19 protein-coding genes and 2 pseudogenes are annotated in these 22,209 nt (G+C 46.9%); 19 read left to right on the forward strand and 2 right to left on the reverse strand.

Features of this window, described 5'->3' with window-relative positions; all coding sequences use genetic code 11:
- Nucleotides 1-174 precede the first annotated feature (174 nt).
- Genes N5P32_RS06945 through N5P32_RS06955 form a run of 3 tightly spaced genes read left to right on the forward strand, consistent with a single transcriptional unit; the run spans nt 175 to nt 2,529 of the window.
- Nucleotides 175-1,020: an arylamine N-acetyltransferase family protein gene (locus N5P32_RS06945; protein WP_265728386.1), complete on the forward strand. Its 846-nt coding sequence runs from the start codon at nt 175-177 to the stop codon at nt 1,018-1,020.
- Nucleotides 1,017-1,961, forward strand: coding sequence for a DMT family transporter (locus N5P32_RS06950; protein WP_265728387.1), 945 nt, complete (start codon nt 1,017-1,019; stop codon nt 1,959-1,961). Before N5P32_RS06945 ends, N5P32_RS06950 begins: the two co-directional genes overlap by 4 nt.
- On the forward strand, nt 1,936-2,529 hold the full coding sequence (locus N5P32_RS06955; RefSeq protein ID WP_265728388.1) for a Crp/Fnr family transcriptional regulator: 594 nt from the start codon (nt 1,936-1,938) through the stop codon (nt 2,527-2,529). The genes N5P32_RS06950 and N5P32_RS06955 overlap by 26 nt, the downstream gene beginning before the upstream one ends.
- Here the strand turns inward: N5P32_RS06955 and N5P32_RS06960 are convergent.
- Nucleotides 2,515-3,732: a LysR substrate-binding domain-containing protein gene (locus N5P32_RS06960; RefSeq protein ID WP_265728389.1), complete on the reverse strand. Its 1,218-nt coding sequence runs from the start codon at nt 3,730-3,732 to the stop codon at nt 2,515-2,517. The two genes, N5P32_RS06955 and N5P32_RS06960, sit on opposite strands and share 15 nt — an antisense overlap.
- A gap of 186 nt (nt 3,733-3,918) precedes the next feature.
- Here N5P32_RS06960 and ligA point away from each other — a divergent pair, with 186 nt between their 5' ends.
- The 6 genes from ligA to N5P32_RS06990 all read left to right on the forward strand — a co-directional run bounded on the left by ligA (nt 3,919) and on the right by N5P32_RS06990 (nt 9,353).
- Nucleotides 3,919-4,326 (forward strand): protocatechuate 4,5-dioxygenase subunit alpha, encoded by a 408-nt coding sequence (gene ligA / locus N5P32_RS06965; protein WP_265728390.1) that lies wholly within the window; start codon nt 3,919-3,921, stop codon nt 4,324-4,326.
- Entirely contained in the window at nt 4,326-5,198 is an 873-nt protein-coding gene (locus N5P32_RS06970; RefSeq protein WP_265728391.1) for a class III extradiol dioxygenase subunit beta, read from the forward strand. The genes ligA and N5P32_RS06970 overlap by 1 nt, the downstream gene beginning before the upstream one ends.
- Nucleotides 5,198-6,394, forward strand: a complete 1,197-nt coding sequence (locus N5P32_RS06975) for an alpha/beta fold hydrolase (protein ID WP_265728449.1) — start codon at nt 5,198-5,200, stop codon at nt 6,392-6,394. The genes N5P32_RS06970 and N5P32_RS06975 overlap by 1 nt, the downstream gene beginning before the upstream one ends.
- A gap of 167 nt (nt 6,395-6,561) precedes the next feature.
- Nucleotides 6,562-7,542: a TRAP transporter substrate-binding protein gene (locus tag N5P32_RS06980; protein ID WP_265728392.1), complete on the forward strand. Its 981-nt coding sequence runs from the start codon at nt 6,562-6,564 to the stop codon at nt 7,540-7,542.
- A gap of 3 nt (nt 7,543-7,545) precedes the next feature.
- Nucleotides 7,546-8,052: a TRAP transporter small permease gene (locus tag N5P32_RS06985; RefSeq protein WP_265728393.1), complete on the forward strand. Its 507-nt coding sequence runs from the start codon at nt 7,546-7,548 to the stop codon at nt 8,050-8,052.
- Nucleotides 8,049-9,353, forward strand: a complete 1,305-nt coding sequence (locus tag N5P32_RS06990; protein ID WP_265728394.1) for a TRAP transporter large permease — start codon at nt 8,049-8,051, stop codon at nt 9,351-9,353. The genes N5P32_RS06985 and N5P32_RS06990 overlap by 4 nt, the downstream gene beginning before the upstream one ends.
- A gap of 90 nt (nt 9,354-9,443) precedes the next feature.
- Here the strand turns inward: N5P32_RS06990 and N5P32_RS06995 are convergent, their stop codons facing one another.
- Entirely contained in the window at nt 9,444-10,100 is a 657-nt protein-coding gene (locus N5P32_RS06995) for a DsbA family oxidoreductase (protein ID WP_265728395.1), read from the reverse strand.
- Nucleotides 10,101-10,367: 267 nt separating this feature from the next.
- Here N5P32_RS06995 and N5P32_RS07000 point away from each other — a divergent pair, with 267 nt between their 5' ends.
- The 10 genes and pseudogenes from N5P32_RS07000 (at nt 10,368) to N5P32_RS07045 (ending at nt 22,182) form a co-directional block, all read left to right on the forward strand.
- Nucleotides 10,368-11,435 carry a lactonase family protein gene (locus tag N5P32_RS07000; protein WP_265728396.1) on the forward strand — a complete coding sequence of 356 codons (1,068 nt, stop codon included), beginning with the start codon at nt 10,368-10,370 and terminating at the stop codon, nt 11,433-11,435.
- A 172-nt stretch (nt 11,436-11,607) separates the two neighbouring features.
- A complete protein-coding gene (locus N5P32_RS07005) occupies nt 11,608-12,657 on the forward strand; it encodes a type 2 periplasmic-binding domain-containing protein (RefSeq protein WP_265728397.1) in 1,050 nt (349 codons plus the stop codon).
- Nucleotides 12,658-12,725: 68 nt separating this feature from the next.
- On the forward strand, nt 12,726-13,163 hold the full coding sequence (locus N5P32_RS07010) for a tripartite tricarboxylate transporter TctB family protein (protein ID WP_265728398.1): 438 nt from the start codon (nt 12,726-12,728) through the stop codon (nt 13,161-13,163).
- Nucleotides 13,164-13,178: 15 nt separating this feature from the next.
- Nucleotides 13,179-14,687, forward strand: coding sequence for a tripartite tricarboxylate transporter permease (locus N5P32_RS07015; protein WP_265728399.1), 1,509 nt, complete (start codon nt 13,179-13,181; stop codon nt 14,685-14,687).
- Nucleotides 14,684-16,255 carry a galactarate dehydratase gene (gene garD / locus N5P32_RS07020; protein WP_265728400.1) on the forward strand — a complete coding sequence of 524 codons (1,572 nt, stop codon included), beginning with the start codon at nt 14,684-14,686 and terminating at the stop codon, nt 16,253-16,255. The genes N5P32_RS07015 and garD overlap by 4 nt, the downstream gene beginning before the upstream one ends.
- 130 nt (nt 16,256-16,385) lie before the next feature.
- A pseudogene (locus tag N5P32_RS07025) lies at nt 16,386-17,296 on the forward strand (5-dehydro-4-deoxyglucarate dehydratase).
- Between the two features lie 67 nt (nt 17,297-17,363).
- On the forward strand, nt 17,364-18,689 hold the full coding sequence (locus tag N5P32_RS07030) for an enolase C-terminal domain-like protein (protein ID WP_265728401.1): 1,326 nt from the start codon (nt 17,364-17,366) through the stop codon (nt 18,687-18,689).
- A gap of 69 nt (nt 18,690-18,758) precedes the next feature.
- Entirely contained in the window at nt 18,759-19,505 is a 747-nt protein-coding gene (locus N5P32_RS07035) for a FadR/GntR family transcriptional regulator (RefSeq protein WP_265728402.1), read from the forward strand.
- A 75-nt stretch (nt 19,506-19,580) separates the two neighbouring features.
- Nucleotides 19,581-21,166: pseudogene (locus tag N5P32_RS07040) on the forward strand (aldehyde dehydrogenase (NADP(+))).
- A 77-nt stretch (nt 21,167-21,243) separates the two neighbouring features.
- Nucleotides 21,244-22,182 carry an AEC family transporter gene (locus N5P32_RS07045; RefSeq protein ID WP_265728403.1) on the forward strand — a complete coding sequence of 313 codons (939 nt, stop codon included), beginning with the start codon at nt 21,244-21,246 and terminating at the stop codon, nt 22,180-22,182.
- The last annotated feature ends 27 nt before the right edge of the window (nt 22,183-22,209 follow it).

Here is a 22,209-nt window from a genome sequence, read left to right on the forward strand (position 1 = left end):
TGGCATGTATTAGGCTGCGCGCCTGACAGGAATGGTGAACAAGCGTAAGTCATCTGCCATGTCGTCTATATACCTACAAAGGGTTAGGCAATTAACCTAGGTTAATTCTTTCTATGCTGTGCTGCGGTAATCTCGGTGGTATGACGAATTGATTGAGCATTTAAGGAGCGCCGTATGGGGTTGTCGTCCAGTCTACAAAATTATCTAGCGGATCTTGGTTTGGTTGTGCCGGATCAGCCGAGTATTGAGTTTGTGAAAACGTTGCAGGAAAGGCATGTGGCGCGGTATAGCTTTAACAGTTTGGCGGTGGTGATGGGGGAAGAAATTTCGTTGGAGCTTGGAGCGATCAGCCAAAAAATCGTTTCTCGAGGTTTGGGCGGTTATTGCTTTGAACACAACAAGCTGACGTTTGAGTTGTTAACCGCCTTGGGCTATGACGTGACGCTCAAGCTAGCGCGCGTGCTGAATAATAATCTCGAGCGGGAAGCGGGCAGAACTCATCGAGTGACCTTGGTGAGGCTTGATGGTGTGAGTTATTTGGTGGACACCGGTTTTGGTGGAAATGGGCCAATTGCGCCATTGCGCTTAGATACAAACACCGATCAGGTGGCGGGTTTAGATCGTTATCGTGTTCTTTCAACGGATAAGGGCGAGTACGATTTGCAGGTTGTAAAAGACGGTGATTATTTCACGCTGTATCGTTTTGACACTGCGACTTACACCGATGCCGATTGTGAATTAGGGCATTATTATTCTCATAAACATCCGCAGGCGGTGTTTTTGAAAAACCTGATGGTGACGCTGAAAAAGAAGAACCAGACCGTTGCGTTGGTGAATTCAGAGCTGATCACGAGAGACCAACAAGGCGAGCGTAAACAGAGGGTCGAAAGCCCGGATGCGCTTGGTGCGGTTTTAACCGCTGAGTTTGGTCTGGTTCTTAATGCTGCGGTGGTGGAACATTTGTTTATCCGATTTTTACAGCCCGCGTTGACGGCAGATAGCATTGGAGAATCCGCATGAGTGCGTTATTTACTCAGCTGTTGTGGGCATGGCTGATGGCTTCTTCTTTCATTGTTTCAGGTCACATGGTGGAATTCGCCAGTCCTGTTGCTACGTCGGCGTTTCGCTTTGTATTGGCGACCTTGATTATGTTGCCTGCGTTGTTGTTTTGTTGGCAGCGAGCTAAGTTGAATAAAACGGAGCAATTCAAAGCCTTGTTCGCTTCTCGTCAGCGGCTGTTTCATTATACGGTGATCAGCGGTGCCTTGGTTGGATTCTTTATTGGTTTGTTCGTCGCACTGCAGTCCACAACGCCGTTGAATACCTCTGTGTTGTATACCTTGGTTCCGTTGATTGGTGTGGTGATAACGAGAGTGTGGCTCAAGGAAATTGCGCCATTATGGCGAGTGGTGGGCTTTGTGTTGGGTTCACTGGGCGCGATGACGGTGTTGTTTGCCACACAAAAAAATGATGGATTTGCTTGGCATTCGGGCGACTGTATTTTTGTCGGGGCGTGTTTTTTATTGGCTCTACACGTTGTGTCGGTTCAAAAGTGGGGGCGCTCTTTGGGGGCGTTGTCTGGCGCTTTTATGATTATGCTGTTTGGTGCATGTTGGCTACTGCCCATCGCGTTGATTTGGGGGGAGTTAGATCAGGTGCAATGGTCAACGCAGGGTTTTTGGGTGAATGTGTTGTATTTGACGGTGTTCACAACGCTGTTTACTTTTGTCTTGCAGCAGCGTTTGGTGATGACGGTCGGGGCAAGTCGATTGCTTGCGCTTTCTTATACGATACCGGTTTGGGTGGCGCTGTTTAGTGCCTTGATCCAGTCGCGTTTATTGAGCTTGGTGGATTGGCCTTTTGTTGCGGGTATTGTAATTTTAGGCGTCGCGCTGTTTCTTATTGACGGTAATGTAAGCAAGGTAAAAGTAGCCCATGGATCGAATTCAACTGCAAAATAGTTTCGAGGCGTATTTTAACGAATTGGGCTACGACATTGATTGGCAAAGGCTCACTGTGCCCATGGAAGTGCATGTGATTCAAAAAGGCGACTACTTGTTCCAGCAAGGCGATGCCGCGAATCGTTTGTACTTTTTGCATTCTGGGCTCATGCGCTATGTGAGTGTGTCGGATGAAGGAAAGGAGTTCACGCAAACCTTCGCAAAGAGCCCAAGGATTATTGGCTCGACCAAGGCGATGGTGACAGAAACGCGGGTTTTATTTGGTATCCAAGCCTTGGAAAATTGCATGGTGTCTTCTTACCCTTGGCAGGCATTTTACGCGCAAATGCGTCACGATATGGGCTTTTTAGAATGCTATGCTAGATTCTTGGAACGTATTTTTATCATCAAAGAAGAACGTGAAAATGCGTTTGTGAAACATTCTGCGGAACGACGCTATTTGGATTTTTGCGCGGCGTATCCCGAACTTAAAAACACCCTTCCTCAGCAGCAAATAGCGTCTTATATCGGCATTACGCCCGTGGCACTCAGCCGCATTCGGCAGAAGCTAAAGCTAAGTCAAGGCTAACTTTTGCTCAATGGTTAACGTCAATTCGTCAATAAAGGTGTCGATCAGTGGTGACTGTCGATCGCGGTGCAGGGTGATGCCGAGGGTGCATTCTGGGTTGGGCAGTTCAATGGGGATTTGCTTGAGACGCGGGTTGAGCTGGTGGATGTTCCAGTCATCGTAGAAGAGTAAGGCGATGGCGTCGCTGTGGATAACCAGCTCTTCAGACGAGGCAAAGGTCAGCATTTCAAGTGCTTGGATCGGTGGTTTGTTGTCGATGCTGTGAAACAAACTTTCGAAATAATCTCGTATCGGCGTGCCGTGGCGCGCCACAATCCAGCGTTCATTAGTGAGATCATTCAGTGTTTTAGCGTAACGATGCACGGGGTGATCTGCTCGGGCGATCAAGGCGTATTGTGCGCGAACCAATGGCAATTCGATCAAGTCGGGATGAATTGGGCCTTTTCTCATTAGACCAAGAAAGCAGTCTATCTCCCCTTGTCTGAGGGCGTTGGATAGCATGTGATATGGGCCTTGCATGGCTTGCAGACGAATGCGCGGATGTTGTTTGAAAATGGAGGCAAAGGCCACTGGCACAATGTCTTGGCAAGAAAACGACAGCATTCCCACCGATAACCTTCCGGTCAGTTCATTGGGCAATGATTGCAAGGTGTGCCGTAACGCCTGTGCGACAGGGGAAATTCGTAAGTACAGCGAGGCGAGCTGCTTGGCCGCTTCTTGTGGTATCAAGCCGTGACGAGTGCGCAAGAACAACGGCTGCTGCACCATGTTTTCGATTTCTTTTAAGGTTTTGCTGACCGCTGGTTGAGTAATGCCAAGAGCCTGTGCCGCCACCGACGCGCTGCCCACTTTTACCACGGCGTCAATCACCATAAAGTGTCGCCATTCGGCGTAGGCTTTGAGTTTCAATAAGCTGCTGACATTCTGTTGTAAATGGCGCTCAGTGTCGGTCATCATCTGCAATAGGGTATTGCAAGACGAGATCACCACTTCCCCTTCTGACGTGGGCTCAGCGCCGCTCCAACCACGAGTAAAAATGCTGATTTGCAACGCACTTTCTGCCTGTGACAGCGCGCGTGAAACGCTGGGTTGGCTTAGGTTCAGCGAGACACTGGCGTCTTTTTCGGTGCCTTTTTTCATGATCTCTGTGATCACGCGACATTGTTTTAGCGTCAGAGGGAAATCGACCATGGTGTTGTTCATTGTGGTTTTCCTCTTGATGTCGTTGTTGTCGATGCGGATGTCGAGAGAGGTAAATTTAAGATATAACCAAATTTTACTCCATGTTTATAAAAACGCATATGCTAGACGCCTTTTTTCCCTATACCTTTTAATGAAACAAGATCAGTGTGGTGATCACGCTGTTTTTCGATTTAAGGTAAGACGCGCATGAATAATAACAATAAGCCTTACAGCAACATTCCTGGTACCACGGTGTTTGATGGCGACATGGCCAGAATGGGCTTTCATCTTAATCAGTTTTGCATGTCCCTCATGCAAGCCTCAAATCGTACGGCGTTTAAACACGACGAGCGTGCGTATTTAGACCAATGGCCGCTCACAGAAGAGCAAAAAAACGCGGTATTGGCTCGTGACTTTACGATGCTGATCTCCCTTGGCGGCAACATCTATTACCTCGTCAAAATCAGTTCCACCGATGGGCTGAGTGTCGCGGCGGCAGTGTCTAGCATGACCAATTTATCTCCAGAGGATTACTTGGAAATGATGCGCAATGGTGGCCGTTCACCTGAGGGAAACCGTTACGTTGAAGATGCCCCATTTGAGGAGAAGGAATAATGGCAAAGATCACGGCTGGCTTGGGCACCTCTCACATTCCGTTGCTTGGGCACATTATGGATAAAGGCGACAGCGGAGACGACAAATGGGCGCCGATCTTTGACGGCTTTCAGTTCACCAAGCAATGGATTCGCGAGCAAAAACCCGATGTGGTGATTTTGGTGTACAACGATCACGCGACGTCTTTCGATATGAAGTTTATTCCGACTTTTGCGATTGGCTGCGGCGAAGAATATCGCCCTGCCGATGAAGGCTATGGGGCACGTCCTGTGCCTGTCGTTAAAGGCGCACCTCAACTGGCGTGGCACATCACCGAGTCTTTAATACAACAGGGTTTTGACATGACCATCGTTAATGAAATGGACGTGGATCATGGTTTAACGGTGCCTTTGTCGATGGTTTTTGGCGAGGTAGATGAATGGCCATGCCAAGTCATTCCGTTGGCGGTGAATACCGTGGTGTATCCGTCTCCCACCGGAGCACGTTGCCTTGCTTTGGGCAACGCCATTCGAGCGGCCATCGACCAATACCCAGAAGACATTAATGTACAAGTATGGGGAACGGGCGGCATGAGTCATCAGCTGCTTGGCGAACGTGCCGGTTTGATAAACAAAGAGTGGGACCTCGCGTTCATGGACGATTTGAAAAGCGACTACGATAAGTTAGCGGCGATTTCCCAAGTTGAATACATCCGAGAGTCGGGTACGGAAGGTTGTGAAATGGTGATGTGGCTGATTATGCGTGGTGCGCTGAATCATCAGATCAATGAAATGCACCGTCATTATCATGTGCCGGTGTCGAACACGGCATTGGGGCACATTATTTATGAAAATGCCGACCTTGATGTCGACAATGAAGAGGATAAGGCGTGATGAAAACATCTACCTCAACGAACCATGCAACGCCAACCTTGGTCTGTTTAGCGGGCTTGTTGTGTGACCAACGCATGTGGCAAAACGTCGCGGAGCAAATGTCCACGCAAGCGCACGTTAGCATTATGAGCTTTGCGGGTTTTGATGACCTGACGGCGATGGCGGAGCATGTTTTGGCCAGTGTTGAAGGAAATTTTGCGTTGGCAGGGCATTCCATGGGCGGTCGTGTGGCGCTGGAAATTTATCGTCTTGCGCCTCTTCGAGTCACGCACCTTGCGCTATTAAACACCGGCGTTCACCCTAAATCGGACAAAGAAATTCCCGGTCGAATGCGTCTGATTGAAGCCGCAAAAACCGAAGGTATGTCCGCACTCGCAAACCAGTGGTTAATTCCCATGATGTCATCGAACGGTTTACGCAATGTGGCGTTAATGGAGGATCTCACACGCATGGTGGAATCGTATGCGGTTGAGGATTTTGAGAAACAAATACACGCACTGATTCATCGCCCGAATGCGCAGGCGTTACTGTCGCAGATTCGGGTGCCGACGTTACTGTTGTCTGGCAGCGAAGACACGTGGAGTCCTGTGGCTCAGCATCAGGCGATACAGCAACACATCGCGGGCAGTGAGTTGGTTGTTGTGGAAGGCGCCGGTCACATGGCGCCAGCGGAAGCACCCGATCAGGTCGCCAAGGCGCTGATGCATTGGTTGGGCAAACAAGAGCATTCAGCCGTCAAAAGCCAAACAACGGATCAAGCCATGCAGACGATGTTGATTGAATGGCAATGTCAGAAGCTGGTAACCCGTTCGATTAATTTGCTGGACAAGGCCGATTGGCAAGCGTTGGCGAATTGTTACACCGAAGACGGTGTGCTCTATCGCCCAAGTGCCCCCACGGTGAAGGTGGAAGGACGGGCGGCGATTCTGGATTCTTTTGTGTCTCGTCCCGCCAAAGAAACATGCCATGCGCTGACGAATGTCGAAACAACGGTGATTGATGAAACAAACGCCGTGGTGACGTCGCGTGTGGTGTTGTTTTCGGCGAACCAAAAAGTGCAAAGTATAGAGAATATGCTGCAAGCCAACGCCGATGTGTATGTAGGGCGATTTGTGGACAAATTGAAAAATATTGATGGGGAATGGCGAATTGCCCAAAGACAAGGCTCGATTGAACTAAACTATAAAAATGCCTAAATATTGAGAAAAAGGGGTATGAACGGCAAGAATGTGCGATAAATGAACGATGAATATTGAACGTAGGGTTTCTATTTAAGAAGGGCGATTTGTGTATTCGGATTGTCTGGTTACAAAAATAACAAAGCCTTCAGAAGGCACTAAAAGTAGCATTTGGGAGAAAACACATGAAATTCAATAAATTGATTCTTGCTGCGTCGGCAGCGATGGCGATATCTGGTCAAGTAAGCGCGGAAGAGTTGAAATTTGCCAACTTTACTCCGCCGTTCCATACCATTAATGCTTCTGTGATTGAGAAGTTGAACAACGATTTATCCGCAGCGACCAACGGCTCGCTGACTGTGCGCGGGTATCATGGTGGGGAATTGGGGGCGGGTCCTGTGGAGCAATACGTGCGAGTGCTTCAAGGGGCTGCTGACCTTGCTTGGGGATTGCCCGGCTATACCTCATCCCAGTTTGGTAAAACCATGATTGCGGAATTGCCCGGTGCGATTCCAGAAGACATGCCTGGCTATGAAGCTCTATGGCGCGCTTACGACAAACATCTAAGTAAAGAGTTTCCGGGCACCAAGCCTTTGGCGCTCTGGACGTCTGAGCCAAACATTTTCATTATGCGTAACAAGATCATTCGTACTCCTGCGGATCTTGCGGGCCTAAAAGTGCGCGTAGCTGGAGCAACCGCGGCGGAAGTTGCGACGGCTTTAGGGGCAACGCCAGTGCAGATGCCAATCAGCCAAGTGTATAACGCCATGCAAACGGGTCTGATTGACGGTGTTATCACTGGGGCATCGACACTGCGAGATTTTAAATTAGACGAAGTGGCGGACGCATTAACGCTTGGTGCGCCATTGGGGCGTTTGACTTTTTATACCGTGCTTAATGGCGGTGTTTATGCGGATTTAAACGCAAAACAGAAAGCCGCAGTGGATGCCGCAAGTGGTGCGGGCTTGTCTAAAAGTGCCGAAGACGCGTGGATGAAAACCGCCACGGCCGCGCTTGAGGTGGCACGAGGCGACAGTGCGAACAGCGTTGTTGAACTGACCGCAGAAGAAAAAGCCGCCTTTACGAAAGCGGTTTCTGGTGTGGTTCAGTCTTATGTGAAAAGCGTCGGTGGCGCGTCCACTCTCGCTGCGATGCAAGGCAAATAAATCATGCTGGCTGTTGTGCGTAAATTGGCGGATGGGCTTATTGCCCTATCCGCCGCTATTGGTGCTTTAGGCTTGTTGTGTGAAGTGGTGATTCTGTTGGCGGATGTGATTGGTCGGGCATTTGGCTCGCCTATTTATGGCTCGCAAGACTTAATCACCATGACCATGGTGATTGTGGTGTTTGGCGCCATGGCTCTGTGCGATCGTCAAGGCGGACACATTTCTGTGGATCTTTTTGAACGCAGTTACCCTGAGCTAATGAACCGTGTGATCGATATTTTGTCGGCGCTTTTGGGGGCGGTGATCTTCTTGGGTATCGCGTACGCGGTGAACGAAAGCGCGAAGATTTCCACCATGCTGAATTTGTCGACTAACTTGTTGCGCTTACCAAAAGACCTTTTTCAAAACGGCCTGTCTATTTTTGCCTTACTTACGTCAGTGGGCATGGCATTGCGTGCTGTTGAGTTGACCTTATCGGGTCGTGATATTCGAAAAGGAGACACAGCATGAGTGCATCATTGATCGGTTTTATCGGCATTTTGGTCATGTTTGCTTTGTTGGTGTTGCGGGTACCCGTGGCGTTTGCCATGTTTTCTGTGGGCTTTGTGGGGATCACGGTGCTGGACAGCAGTCGATCTGCAATGAGCTTGTTGGCATCAGAGACCTTTACGTTAGCCTCGTCTCCTGAGCTGGTGGTGATTCCGCTCTTTATCTTAATGGGCAACGTGGCTTCGATCACGGGAATGAGTCAAAAGCTCTACGACGCGGCGTATGCGATTATCGGGCAGTTTCGTGGCGGCTTAGCATCGGCCACGGTGATTGGTTGCGGTGGCTTTGCGGCGCTGTCTGGTTCGTCTGTCGCGTCTGCGCTAACCATGGGAAAGGTCGCTTTAGGGCAAATGGACCGTTTTAAATACGACACTCGATTGTCTACTGGTGTGGTGGCCGCAGGCGGTACGTTGGGGATATTGATTCCGCCGTCTACGGGGTTTGTTATTTATGCGATTTTGACCGAGCAAAGTATTGGGCGATTGTTTCTGGCGGGCGTTTTGCCAGGGATTATGCTGTTGATGCTGTTCATCTTGGTGATCATGGTGATTTGTTGGTTCCGTCCTGATTTTGGCCCTGCGGGTCCAGCAACCAGTTGGCGCAACAAGGGCAAAGCATTGATCGGAGCCGGCCCTATTGTGGCGGTCATACTGCTGACCATTGGTGGCATTTACGGAGGTTTGTTTTCTCCAGTGGAAGCGGCCGCTGTTGGTGCTGGGGTGGTGATATTGGTGGGCTTTTTGACGCGCACTTTGTCTATCAAAGACCTTTGGAATGCGTCCCGTGATGCGATCGTGACAACGGCCACGGTGATGTTGATTCTGATTGCGGCGCACATGATTAACCCCTTTATGGCATTAAGTCATATTCCTACGGCGGTAGGGGAGTTGTTGTCGGGGTTGGGGTTAGGCGTGATTGGTACCTTGGTGTTGATTCTTGCTATTTATCTTGTGCTGGGCTGCTTTTTGGAAGGCTTCGCCATGTTGGTGCTGACATTGCCGATTTTCTTTCCGATTATTCTGTCGCTTGGTATCGATCCTATCTGGTTTGGCGTGTTGACTGTGTTGACGCTTGAAATGGGGCTGATTTCACCTCCGGTTGGGATCAACGTTTTTATCGTGAAGTCGGTGGCTCCGAACGTTGAGCTTGGGGACATTTTCCGTGGCGTATTACCTTTCTGGTTGATGATGATCTTGGCGGTCGCATTGTTGATTATTTTCCCTCAGATCGTGCTTTTCCTGCCGAATACCATGTTTGGTTGAAGGGGAAGTTTCTTGTAACCCGATGACCTCTGCCCATGTTGGTGACAGCATGGGCAGAGTGGTTTTTATGTGTCCGAATAGGTGAACGGACTACTCTGCTTTTTCTTTTTGCAATATCTCTTCGATCGCATTCTGAAACACGTCAGCTGGTTGTCCCCCAGAGATTGCGTATTTGTTATTGATGATCACGGTTGGAACCGACGTTATGCCGTTTTGTTGCCAAAACTGTTCTTGTTGTCGAACATCGTCAGCAAAGTGACCGTTCTCCAAAATGCCTTTGGCAGCGCCTAGATCAAGATTGACGCTGGCCGCTAGATTCGCGAGCGTTTGGTGGTCACTGACGTCTTGGTTGTGAGTGAAATGCGCTTTGAACAGTGCCATTTTGAGCTCCGCTTGCTTGCCTTCTAGCTTTGCCCAATGCAACAAACGATGCGCGTCAAACGAATTGCGCATGCGACTTTCCTCTGTGAAGTTAAAGTCAAAGTCGACGTCTTTGCCGCGTGCCTGAATCATGGCTCGGTTTTCATCCGATTGTGCTTTGGTAATGCCGTATTTTTCTGTGATGTGTTCGCTTAAATCCTGCCCTTCTGGCGGCATGCTGGGATTCAGCTCAAACGGCTGAAAGGTAAAATCCACATCGACAGCGTCTTGTAATGACGCTAACGCTTTATTGAGATTACCTAAACCGACCACGCACCAAGGGCACATTACATCAGACACAAATTGAATATTTAATGGTTCTTTCATGGTGATTTCCATCGCTTCTGAATGAGAGTTAAGGTTAATAATGGTTTATCTAAAAATAGATTGGGACGAGCTGAAGAATTAAAAGAGAACGCGTCATGCTGTCGCGGCTATTGCAGATAATTTACACAATATTGTGTAAGTTAGCCTAAAGCGTTTGTGTCGTCACACTGCAAAAGTGTATTGATGCTCCTATGCTTGTGTGATGTTATACATTTGAGTGTATTATCTGACTTGATAGCGTTCTTTAGGCCAACAGGATTAAGACTAATGACCCCAAATAATCAATATGTGTATGTCTCAAATGCAAAAAGCAACACGATATCTCGATATTTATTGGACGGTGAGATGGGGAAGCTAATCCCTCTAGGCGACACTAAAGCCGGTGATAACGTTATGCCTTTGTCTATTAGCCCAACTCAGTCTCATCTATATGCTTCAATTCGTTCTGAGCCTTTTCGGGTTCTTACTTATCATATTGACTCTGCAACTGGGGACTTAGAGCAAGTGGGTGAAGCAATGCTACCTACTAGTATGGCGAATATTGATATGGATAAAACGGGGCGATTTTTGTTTGCTGCGTCTTATGGTGGCCATGTGGTCAGTGTTAGCCCTATCGACGAAAACGGTGTGGTGACAAAGTCTGCCCAGCAAGTATTGAATGCAGGTCGTAATGCTCACGCGATTCATGCCAGTCCAGATAATCGTTTTGTATTTTCTTCTAGTTTGGGTGATGACCAAATTATGCAGTATCGATTTGATGATAAAAGTGGGCAATTAACACCGAACAGTCCGGCCTTTATTAAAACGGGTATACATTCCGGGCCAAGGCATTTTGTATTTTCTAAAGATGGAAAGTACGTCTATGTTTTAGGGGAGTTGTCAGGAACAGTAACCACTTTTGTATATGATTCTAGTAGCGGTTTGTTAACGCTCAAAGACGTAAGTGAAGGTGTCCTTGCAGAAGAATTAGGGTTGGAAAATGGTGTGCCGCCTTCGAAAAACGCCAGCAACGACTTACCTAAAATTTGGACTGCAGATATGCATTTGTCTGTGGATGGCCGCTTTTTGTATGTGTCTGAAAGGACAAAAAGCATCATTACCACTTTGTCGATTGATCAAACTACTGGTTTGCCAAGCTACCTGAATATGACTTCAGTTGAACAACAGCCTCGTGGGTTCGCAATCAGCAAAGATGGTCGCTTTATGGTAGTGTCTGGTGAAAATGACGCTAACTTAGGTTTGTATCATATTAATGAGAAGACGGGCGAATTGATGAAAATAGAAGAAGTTCCAACTGGTGAAGGGGCTAACTGGGTTGAGATCGTAAGTTTTTAATAAGCGCCTATTAGTAGGCGTTTTTTGGTTTGCTGATGTGCAGTTTGGGAAGTGATAAAAAATAGATAACAGTATTGAAAAGCAAGTTGTATGATGTATGATGTAGTGCGTTCAAAAAAACAGTAACTACGAAAATTGTCCTAAATACAAAAACAATTATAGGAAAACGGTTATGAAAAAATTGTTTCAGAGCTCGACAATTCTAATGGCAGCAGCGTGTGCATTGGCTCCTGCGGTAGCAAATGCGTCAGATAATCCTATTAGAGGAAATATCCGTGTTGTTATCGGTTCTAAGTCTACGGGTGGCGATACTTATCAGGCGTCTGCGATCATTGCAGAAGCCTTGGCTAAGAAAATCGACACTAACGTTAAAGTGGATGCGGTAGGCTTTTCCGCAGGTTATCAAGCGTTAGCTCGTGTTCCAACGGGTAATACCTTGATGATTTTCCATGATCAGGCTTATTTAGGAAATCTATATGGACAAAAAGGCTATGAAGATCCCTTCAAAGAATGGATTATCGGGCCTTCTTTTGCAACCAACCCAGGTAATGGCTACCTAATTCCCAAAAACTCTCCATACAAAAACATGGACGAAATTCTAAATGCGGCGGGTAATGGCAAAACGGTTCGCGTTGCGATTCAGCCAGGTGGTGTGTCTGAAATCGGTTATACCGCGATGAAAAATGCGGTGCGTCTTGCGTATCCAGGTCAAGAAGACAACCTAGTGGCTTTGAATACTGGCTCTCAGTCTGACAAGAACCAAGCGTTGTTCGATGGTCTTGCTGATGTCATTAATGGCAGTGTGCAAGCCAACGAGCAATACACACGTTTGCCAGCAGACGACCAGAAAGCGATGGATTTTGTTTGGTTGACGGCGAAAGCGTCTACGATCGCACAAGCGAACCCTAACGGTATGGGCGAAACGTCTCGTGATCAGTTGATGCAATATGCGTCTGGTCTTGGGGTCAATATTCCTATGGATGCTGACAGCGATTTTACGTTTGATAAGGAGTTTTTCTTCTTATATAACAAGCGCATGTCTCCAGAAGTAATTAAGTTTTTAGACAATGCCCTAGCGGAAGTTTTTGCAGACGGCAAAGTGCAGGAAACGCTGAAAAAATCGTTCTTCATTCCAAATTTCCGTACCTCTGCTGAAGCGCAAAAACATTTTAAAGCGAAGCGTGACAGTTACGCGAAAATTATTGATAACCTACATAAGTAATTCCGGTAGGTGTGTGCTGCGAACGTCGTTTGTTCGTAGCGCACGATGTTTCGCTAGAGAGGGTTAATATGTCTGATTGGTTTTCTTCATTAAATACCGTTGTGATCGACTTTGATGTGTCCCATCAGTTCTTTCCTAGAATTATCATCACTTTATTGCTGATTTTAGGATTGGTGATTGTGGCCACGAATTTTCGTCCAGTAATGCGGGCGATCCGTTCTGGTCGTTATCAGTTCTTTGTTAAAAATGCAGACTTTTTCCGGTTGCTGGTTACTTTTGCTTTGATTCCCGGTTATTTCTGGGGCATGGATGCGGTTGGTGATGTGTTACCCAATATGGGCTTAGGATTCTTATTGGCGTCGATTCCTTTTGTTCTGTTGATGTCGATGCTTTATTGCCATGACTTAACTCGTCGAAATATGACAATCATAGTAGCCAATGCGGTGATCGCACCGACGGTTGTTTGGGTTGTTCTGTACCATTTCTTCCTTGTGTCGATGCCTTAGAGACGGAGTAGCATTATGGAATTTCTTGAATTACTTTCGCCTGCTTTCTTTTTGTTGGCGGCGGCGGGATCGATTATCGGTATTATTTTTGGCGCTATTCCTGGCATGACAGCAACGATGGCTGTGGCGGTATGTTTGCCACTGACGTATACGTTGGGTCTTCAAGAAGGGTTGGCGTTGTTGCTGGGTTTGTATGTTGGTGGCATATCTGGTGGATTGGTTCCAGCGGTGTTGTTGAACATTCCAGGAACCCCATCGTCTATCACGACGACGTTTGATGGTTACCCAATGGCACAACGTGGCGAAGCGGAGCGTGCATTAAAAACCTGTATTGTGGCTTCTTTATTCGGCGGCACATTTAGTGCGTTGATTTTGTTTTTCTTTGCGCCTGTCTTGGCTGACTTCGCCATTAAGTTCTCGTATGTTGAGAAGTTCTTGATGATCTTCTTTGCAATGTCTGTGATTGCGTCTTTGTCTAAAAATATTCTGATGGGTGTGTTTAGTGGCTTGCTTGGTGTGTTGCTGAGTCTAATCGGTACCTATGACGTGTCTAATGGTGGGAACGGTGAGTATCGTTTGATGGCGTCGTTTATGGAGCCGTATTTGGCGTATGGCTTTTCGTTGTTGCCTGTGTTGATTGGCCTTTTTGGTATTTCTACCATCATTGAAGAAGCCGAAAAGGGGGTGAAAGAACCGTCTCTTGAAAATAAGGTGAACTTAACGAAAGGTACGCCGTTTTCATATCGAATTTTTAAAGGTCAGATGAGCAATTTACTGCGTTCGTCTTCGATTGGTACCTTTATTGGCATGTTGCCTGGTATTGGTGGCAGCGCTGCGTCTATTTTGGCTTATACCCAGCAGAAAAACTTTTCCAAAACGCCAGAAAAAATGGGCACGGGCGAACCAGAAGGGTTGGTGGCGTCTGAGTCGGCTAACAATGGCTTGACGGGCGGGGCGTTGATTCCTTTGTTGTCTTTGGGGATTCCTGGTGACAGCACAACTGCGGTGTTGATTGGTGCTTTTACCTTGCAGGGTTTGCAAGTGGGCCCTTTGTTTATCGGTGAAAACATCAATACATGGTATTCGATGATCACGGCGTTGATGTTCGCCAATATTGTGATGTTTGTGGTGATGTTTTATGCCATTCGTCACATTGCCAAAGTGGTATTAATTCCGAAGTTTATTCTTTATCCCATTATCGTGATGATGTGCACAGTTGGGGCGTATGCGATCAACTACGGCATTATGTTTGACGTGTGGACCTTGTTTATTTTCGGCGTAGCGGGCTGGATTTTCACTAAAATTGGTATCGAAGTCGCTCCCTTGGTGATTGGTTTTATCCTTGGTAGCAGTGCAGAAGTGTACTTTGTGAAGAGTCTAGAGTCTTACGGTGAGTACTCTGTGTTATTTACGAAAAGCCCAATTGCGATGGTGTTGTGGGGGCTAATCGCTTTATCGATCGGTGTGTCCATCATGATACATAAAAAAAGCAAGCAACATGCGAAACAAGGAGCAAGTAAATGAGCTCGTCATATGTGTTAATTAAGATTCATGATAATGACAACGTTGCGATTATCTTGAATCAAGGTGGTGCGCCAGCAGGTGCTGAGCTGGACAATGGTATTGTCCTTAAAGAAGCGGTGCCGCAAGGCCATAAAGTGACACTACGCGCCATTAAAGAAGGTGAGACAATTGTTCGCTATAACGAGGTGATTGGTTATGCGAACAAAGATTTGGAAATGGGATGTTGGGTATCCGAACAGGTGGTTCGAATGCCAACGCCACCAAACCTAGATGAGTTGCCTTTAGCTACTCGTGAGAAACCCGCTTTTGAGCCGTTGGAAGGCTACACTTTTGATGGTTATAAAAATGCAGATGGCTCCGCAGGAACAAAAAATCTATTAGGCATCAGCACCAGTGTGCAGTGTGTGGCTGGCGTAACCGATTATGTTGTAAAGTTGATTAAGCAAACGCTGTTGCCAAAGTATCCGAATGTGGATGGGGTTGTGGCGTTAAATCATTCCTACGGTTGTGGTGTGGCAATTACGGCACCTGCGGCTATTGTGCCAATTCGCACTTTGCAAAATATGGCAAAAAACCCAAATTTTGGGGGCGAAATCATGGTCATTGGCTTGGGCTGTGAAAAATTGTCACCGTCTCGTTTGCTCGAAATCGATGACACTCAAGCCATTAATATCATGTCAAATTCCAATGCCGCCAATACATTGAATGACCATGTGGTGAGCCTACAAGATGAATCGCATCATGGTTTTCAAGACATGGTTGATCATATTATGGACATGGCTGAAGCACACCTTAAACGTTTAAATAAGCGACGTCGTGAACCTTGCCCTATCTCTGAGCTCATTGTTGGTATGCAGTGTGGCGGAAGTGATGCGTTTTCAGGTATTACCGCCAATCCCGCTGTGGGTTATGCGTCGGATTTAATTGTTCGTGCTGGTGGTTCGGTGATGTTTTCAGAAGTCACCGAAGTGCGTGATGCCATTCATTTGCTAACGCCACGAGCTGAAACCGTTGAAGTCGGCAAAGCCTTGTTGCGTGAAATGCAGTGGTATGATGATTACTTGAATCAAGGTCAAGCGGATCGCAGTGCGAACACCACGCCGGGTAATAAAAAGGGTGGCTTGAATAACATTGTAGAGAAGTCTTTGGGGTCGATTACGAAATCGGGTAACAGTCCCATTGTCGATGTATTGAGTCCCGGTGAGCGTATCCGTAAACGTGGTTTGAATTTCGCAGCGACCCCTGCCAGTGACTTTATCTGTGGCACCTTGCAGTTTGCGTCTGGTATGAATATTCAAGTGTTCACTACGGGGCGTGGAACACCCTATGGTTTGGAAGTGGCACCGGTGATTAAAGTGTCGACCAACAGTTCGTTAGGCAACCGCTGGCATGACTTGATTGATATGGATGCGGGTCGCATGGCGACCAAGGAAATCACTTTAGAAGAAGCCGGTTGGGAGTTGTTCCATCTTATATTGGATGTAGCAAGTGGACGCAAACAAGTGGCTGCGGATCGACTAGGACTGCACAACGACCTTGTGTTATTTAACCCTGCGCCAGTGACCTAAGCGCAACGGTATAATTGTACGAATTTGACTTGTAATTACCATGTTTAGTTGTATGATGTATTACAAATAAACAACCTAATACCTTCCGCTTTGGAATGGACTAATTAATATAATAAAAGAGGAAAAGAGTATGGCTTTTTCAGTTGAACAAATGAGATCAGCATTGAGTGATGGATTGTTGTCCTTTCCAGTTACGGATTTTGATGCGGCGGGCAAATTCAACGCCGAAACGTACAAGGAGCGTCTTGAGTCGTTTATCAAACACGGCGTTTCTTCTATCTTTATTGCGGGTGGTACGGGCGAGTTTTTCTCTTTAGATGAAGCGGATTTCCGTGAAATCGTTGAGGTGTCTGTCGCAACTGTTAAGGGTCGTGTGCCAGTCATCGCAGCGGCAGGTCGCAGCGTAAAAGACGCTTCTAACTTCGCAAAGATCGCTGCGGATGCTGGGTGTGATGGTATTTTATTGATGCCGCCTTTCCTAACAGAATGCCCAGAAGATGGTGTTGTTGATTACGCATCTCAGGTTATGCAAAGCGCAGACATTCAGTTCATTTATTACAATCGTGGCAATGGCATTTTAAGCGCCGAATCGGTTAAAGCGTTGGCGGCAGCGAATCCTAATATGGTGGCGTTGAAAGATGGTGTTGGCAACATTGCAGCTCTGAACGACACCATCAAAACCGTTGGTGATCGTTTGGTTTACATTGGTGGCGTGCCAACGGCTGAGATTTTTGCTGAAGCATACTTGTCTATTGGCGTGAATACTTATTCTTCTGCTGTGTTTAACTTTATGCCGGAAATGGCAAACAAGTTTTACAAAGCATTGCGCGCTGGAGATCAGACGGTTGTTACGACAATCATTAAAGACTTTTTATTCCATTCTGCCGTTTGCGCGACCGCAAAAAAGGCTACGCTGTTAGCTTAATCAAAGCTGGTGCAACACTAATGGGGCAGACTGCTGGTGATGTGCGAGCACCGCTAACCATGCCAACGCCAGGTGAAGTTGCAGAGCTAGATGCGATCATTAAGAAAAACATATAAACCTTAGGGAAGGTTTGGTTGGATAGTCAGGCCTTCTCATTTTTATCACAAGGTAGAGACTCGTATTATGTTTACAACAATAAAAAAGATGCAAGTTGTTCCGGTTGCTGGACATGATAGTTTTTTATTAAACCTAAGTGGCGGACACGCACCTTGGTTTATTCGTACTGTGGTGGTGCTGGAAGACAACGATGGCAATATTGGTCTGGGTGAAGTGCCAGCCACAGATAAAATCATCTCCACACTCGAAGAGTGTCGTGCACTGGTGGAAGGTAAAAGTGTTGGTAAGTGGAAAAGCATCATCAGCGATGTTCGCCGTGCAACATCGGGTAAGGCCGATGATGTTCGTGGTAATCAAACTTTTGACCTAAGAACCGCAGTCCATGTTATTACGGCAATTGAATCGGCGTTGTTGGATCTAGCTGGTCAAAACATGGGGTTGCCGGTTGTGGATCTGCTTGGCCAGTACGGCAAGCAACGTGATGAAGTTGAAGCTCTGGGTTATCTTTTCTTTTTAGGCGATCGCACTAAGACAAATTTGCCTTACCCAACCTACGACAACCCTATTGATGAATGGGATCGTGTACGCGGCCTGGAAGCGGTAACACCGGAATCCATCGCTACCTTAGCCAAAGCCGCATACGCCCGCTATGGTTTCAAAGATTTCAAGTTAAAAGGTGGCGTGTTGGATGGCCATCAAGAGGCGGAATGTATTGCGGCTTTGTATGACGCCTTTCCTGATGCGCGCTTAACACTGGATCCAAATGGTGCGTGGACACTTGATCAGGCGGTTGACTATCTTACTCCAGTCAAACATATGTTGAGCTACGCAGAAGACCCTTGCGGTCAAGAAGGTGCGTGGTCTGGTCGTGAAACCATGGCGGAATTTAAACGTCGTACCGGATTAAAAACAGCCACCAACATGATTGCGACGGACTGGAAACAGTTTAAGAACGCTGTGCGTTTGGATTCTGTTGATATCCCGTTGGCAGATTGCCATTTTTGGACTATGCAAGGTGCTGTAGCGGTTGGCGAACTGTGTAATGAATGGGGTATGACGTGGGGTTCTCACAGCAACAACCATTTTGATATCTCATTAGCGATGATGACGCACGTTGCGGCAGCGTGTCCTGGTGAAGTGACAGCCATTGATACTCATTGGATTTGGCAGGATGGACAGCGTGTGACCAAAGAGCCACTAAAAATTCGTGGCGGTAAAATCACGGTACCAACGAAGCCCGGTTTAGGTATTGAATTGGATCGTGAAAAATTGATGGAAGCGCATGAATTATATAAGACGTTAACCTTGGGTCAACGTGATGATAGCCAAGCGATGCAGTTTCTTATTCCGGGTTGGACATTCGATCCGAAAAAGCCAGCGCTTGTTAGATAGGTGGTACTGGGGTAATGTTCTTGTTTTTTAGAATATGTGGCGCATTTTAGTATGCATGGGGTTCATTCGGTGGCAAATTCATTACAAATAGAGCGGGTTGGTAAAGGCGATAGCTTAGCGAGCAATGTGGCAAAACAGCTTGAAAAGCAGATATCAACGGGGCGTATAGCTGTCGGAGATAAGTTACCAACAGAGAACGCATTGTGTGACCTATTTGGTGTGAGTCGTACTGTGATCCGAGAGGCAATTACGCAGTTGAAGTCTTTAGGCTTGGTCGAAACTAAGCGCGGAGTGGGTACCAGCGTAATCCGCGCTCAGTCCAGCGAAACGCTGTTCGCGTATCAGATCGATCCAACTGCCATTGCTGACATTCTACATATTCTAGAAATGCGATTGAGCGTTGAAACCACAGCGTGTGAATTGGCGGCGTTACGCCGTTCAGACGAGGATGTGGCATTGCTGGAAGCGCATTTTAATGCTTTCGATGACGCGTTAAGCCGCGGTGAATTAGCTCGAAAAGAAGATTACGCTTTTCATTTGGCTATTTGTGCGGCAACACGAAATCCTTTTTTGAAGCAGTTCTACGAACAATTTAACAAGAACGTTATCCCCAGAGCCAAATTAGTTAACTCAAACTTGAATCAGGTTGCAACCGATGAGTACTTGCATCGCGTGCGCTCAGAGCATTTGGAAATCCTCAACTGCATTAAAAACAAAGATGCAGAGGGGGCGAGAAATGCCATGCACAACCACCTGTATCGCGCGTACCACTTGTACGAGCGTTACCAAAGCAACAACAAGTTTGATTTAGAGTAATTTGCTTGAAATGGGCTCAGCCTATTTCTGTTTTTACAGCTCAATTTTGCGTTAGAGCTAAAATCAGGGGGAAACATGGATACGAAAGAGCTTCTTAAAGGCACTTCATTAGTGGCGGGTCAAGATGTTACAGGCACACAACATGCCATTTATGCAATCAATCCTGCAACAAATGAAACACTCGAACCTGCTTATAATGGCGCAACCAAAGCCGAAGTTGAGCAAGCGGTTAGTGCAGCATGGCAAGCGTTTGATCAATACCGTGCCATTAGTACAGAAAAACGTGCTGCTTTCCTTGAGTGTATTGCGGATGAAATTCTCGCACTCGGTGATGTTTTGGTAGAACGCGCCATGGCAGAATCTGGTTTGCCAAAAGCGCGTATTGAAGGTGAGCGTGGCCGTACTATGGGACAATTACGATTGTTCGCTGGTGTTGTTCGTTTGGGCAAAGCAACCGATGCTCGCATTGATCCAGCTATGCCAGATCGTGCGCCATTACCTCGCTCAGATTTACGTTTCCAAAAAATTGCCCTAGGTCCAGTCGCGGTCTTTGGTGCAAGTAACTTCCCATTGGCTTTCTCTGTTGCGGGTGGTGATACAGCGTCTGCATTGGCGGCAGGTTGCCCAGTTGTTGTCAAAGCACATTCTGCTCATCCTGGAACGTCTGAACTTGTTGGCCGCGCGATTGCGGCGGCGGTTAAAAAATGCGGTTTGCCGGCTGGCGTTTTCTCTTTACTTTATGGCTCCGGCCGTGAAATCGGGAGTGCTTTGGTGGCGCATCCTTCTATTAAAGCCGTTGGTTTTACTGGATCTCGTAGTGGTGGCGTTGCGCTAATGAATATCGCTGCAAATCGCCCTGAGCCAATTCCTGTTTATGCCGAAATGAGTAGCATCAACCCAGTCTTTGTCATGCCTGAAAAACTGTCTGCTGAAGCACAAAGTGTGGCGAAAGGTTTTGTTGGTTCACTTGCCATGGGCGCAGGTCAATTCTGTACAAACCCAGGCATGGTTGTTTTGTTGAAAGGGGAAGCTGCGGATAGCTTTAAAGCGACGGTTGCCAGCGAAGTACAAGCATTGGGCACACAAACCATGCTAACGCCAGGTATTTACCAAGCGTATTGTGAAGGTGTTGAGAAGCTAAATAGCAACTCAGCAGCGGCACTGTTGGCGAAAGGAATGACAGCGATCAACCAAACCAGTGTTGCCCACATGTATTCGCTACCAGTGCGAAAGCGTTCTTGGCTGATGAGTCCATGGAAGATGAAGTATTTGGTTCAACGTCTTTGATCATCGAATGCGATACCTTGGATGAGTATAAGGTGGTGGCTGAGCACTTAGAAGGTCAATTGACTGCGACGGTTCAAATGTTAGATGCGGATGTCGAAGCCGTTCGAGCTTTGTTACCAACGCTAGAGCGTAAAGTGGGTCGAATCCTATGTAATGGCTACCCAACGGGTGTAGAGGTTTGTCATTCCATGGTTCATGGTGGTCCTTTCCCTGCAACCTCTGATAGTCGTTCTACGTCTGTTGGTAGCGCAGCGATTGATCGTTTCTTGCGTCCAGTGTGTTACCAAGACTTCCCTAGCTCATTGATCCCTGAGGCAATTCAAGACAAGAATCCTTTGAATATCCCTCAATTAGTCGACGGAAAGTTGCTATAAAGTAGACTTTCCCAATCGGTTGAGTGAACACTCTATTCACGCTATAGGTGTAATAGAGTGTTCTATTAAGGATGTCTATGTTGTTAGAAGCGAAAAGCGTCATTATGGATGTGGCTGCGCCTGTTTTACTTATGGTGGCAGCAGGATTCTTTTTAAGACGAATTAAATTGATAAATGATGAATTTATTTTTGTCAGTTCGAAATTTGTTTTTAAAGTGTGCATGCCAACGCTGCTCTTCTTGGGGCTGTATTCCAATAATCTCAGTGGCCTTATTCGGCTGCATTTCGCATTGTATTTTGTCCTCGCTATTTTACTTACCTTTTTATTGGCTTGGTTTCTTGCTATCCGTTTGTCACTGCCTTCCTCACAGCGCGGAGTCTTCGTACAAATAGCCTTTCGAGGAAATTGCGGGGTATTTAGTTTAGCGCTAGCTGTGAACATGTTCGGCCAAGAAGGCGTTGCCATCGGTGGGGTGATGTCTGGATTAAGTGTGCTGCTGTTTAATATCTTGGCTGAAATTATTTTAACTCGTTACAGCCATGGTTCACTAAACGTTGGCGCTATGTTGAAAAATATGGCGAAAAACCCATTGATACTGGCAATAATTTTTGGTGTTTTGGCAAATTTATGGGCGTTGCATTTGCCTCTTTTTATGGTCAAAACAGGGACTTTGATTGGCAATATGACGCTGCCTTTGGCGTTGCTTTGTATTGGTGGTGCGCTGGCAACCAGCGGTCTGAAATTGCCTAGATTTTTTTCATTTGCCATTCTGTGTAAGGTATTAATCAGTCCGTTTCTATTTACCTTTTTTGGTTTTCTGCTTGGCTTTACGCAAAAAGAGTTGCTGTTCCTTTTCTTATTTTTAAGTGCGCCTACAGCGGCCTCGGCCTATGTGTCGGCAGTGTCGAAAGGCGACGATGGGAAATCAACGGCGAATGCAATCGCGCGTTCTACGTTAATTTCTTCCGTTGTGATTGTGGTTTGTGTGCCGATTATTGTTAAGCTAACCTCTTAGCTAAGAGGTTAGGGTCTTCTTAGCTAA

This window comes from Marinomonas pontica (assembly GCF_026191375.1).
Classification (GTDB): Bacteria; Pseudomonadota; Gammaproteobacteria; order Pseudomonadales; family Marinomonadaceae; genus Marinomonas; species Marinomonas pontica.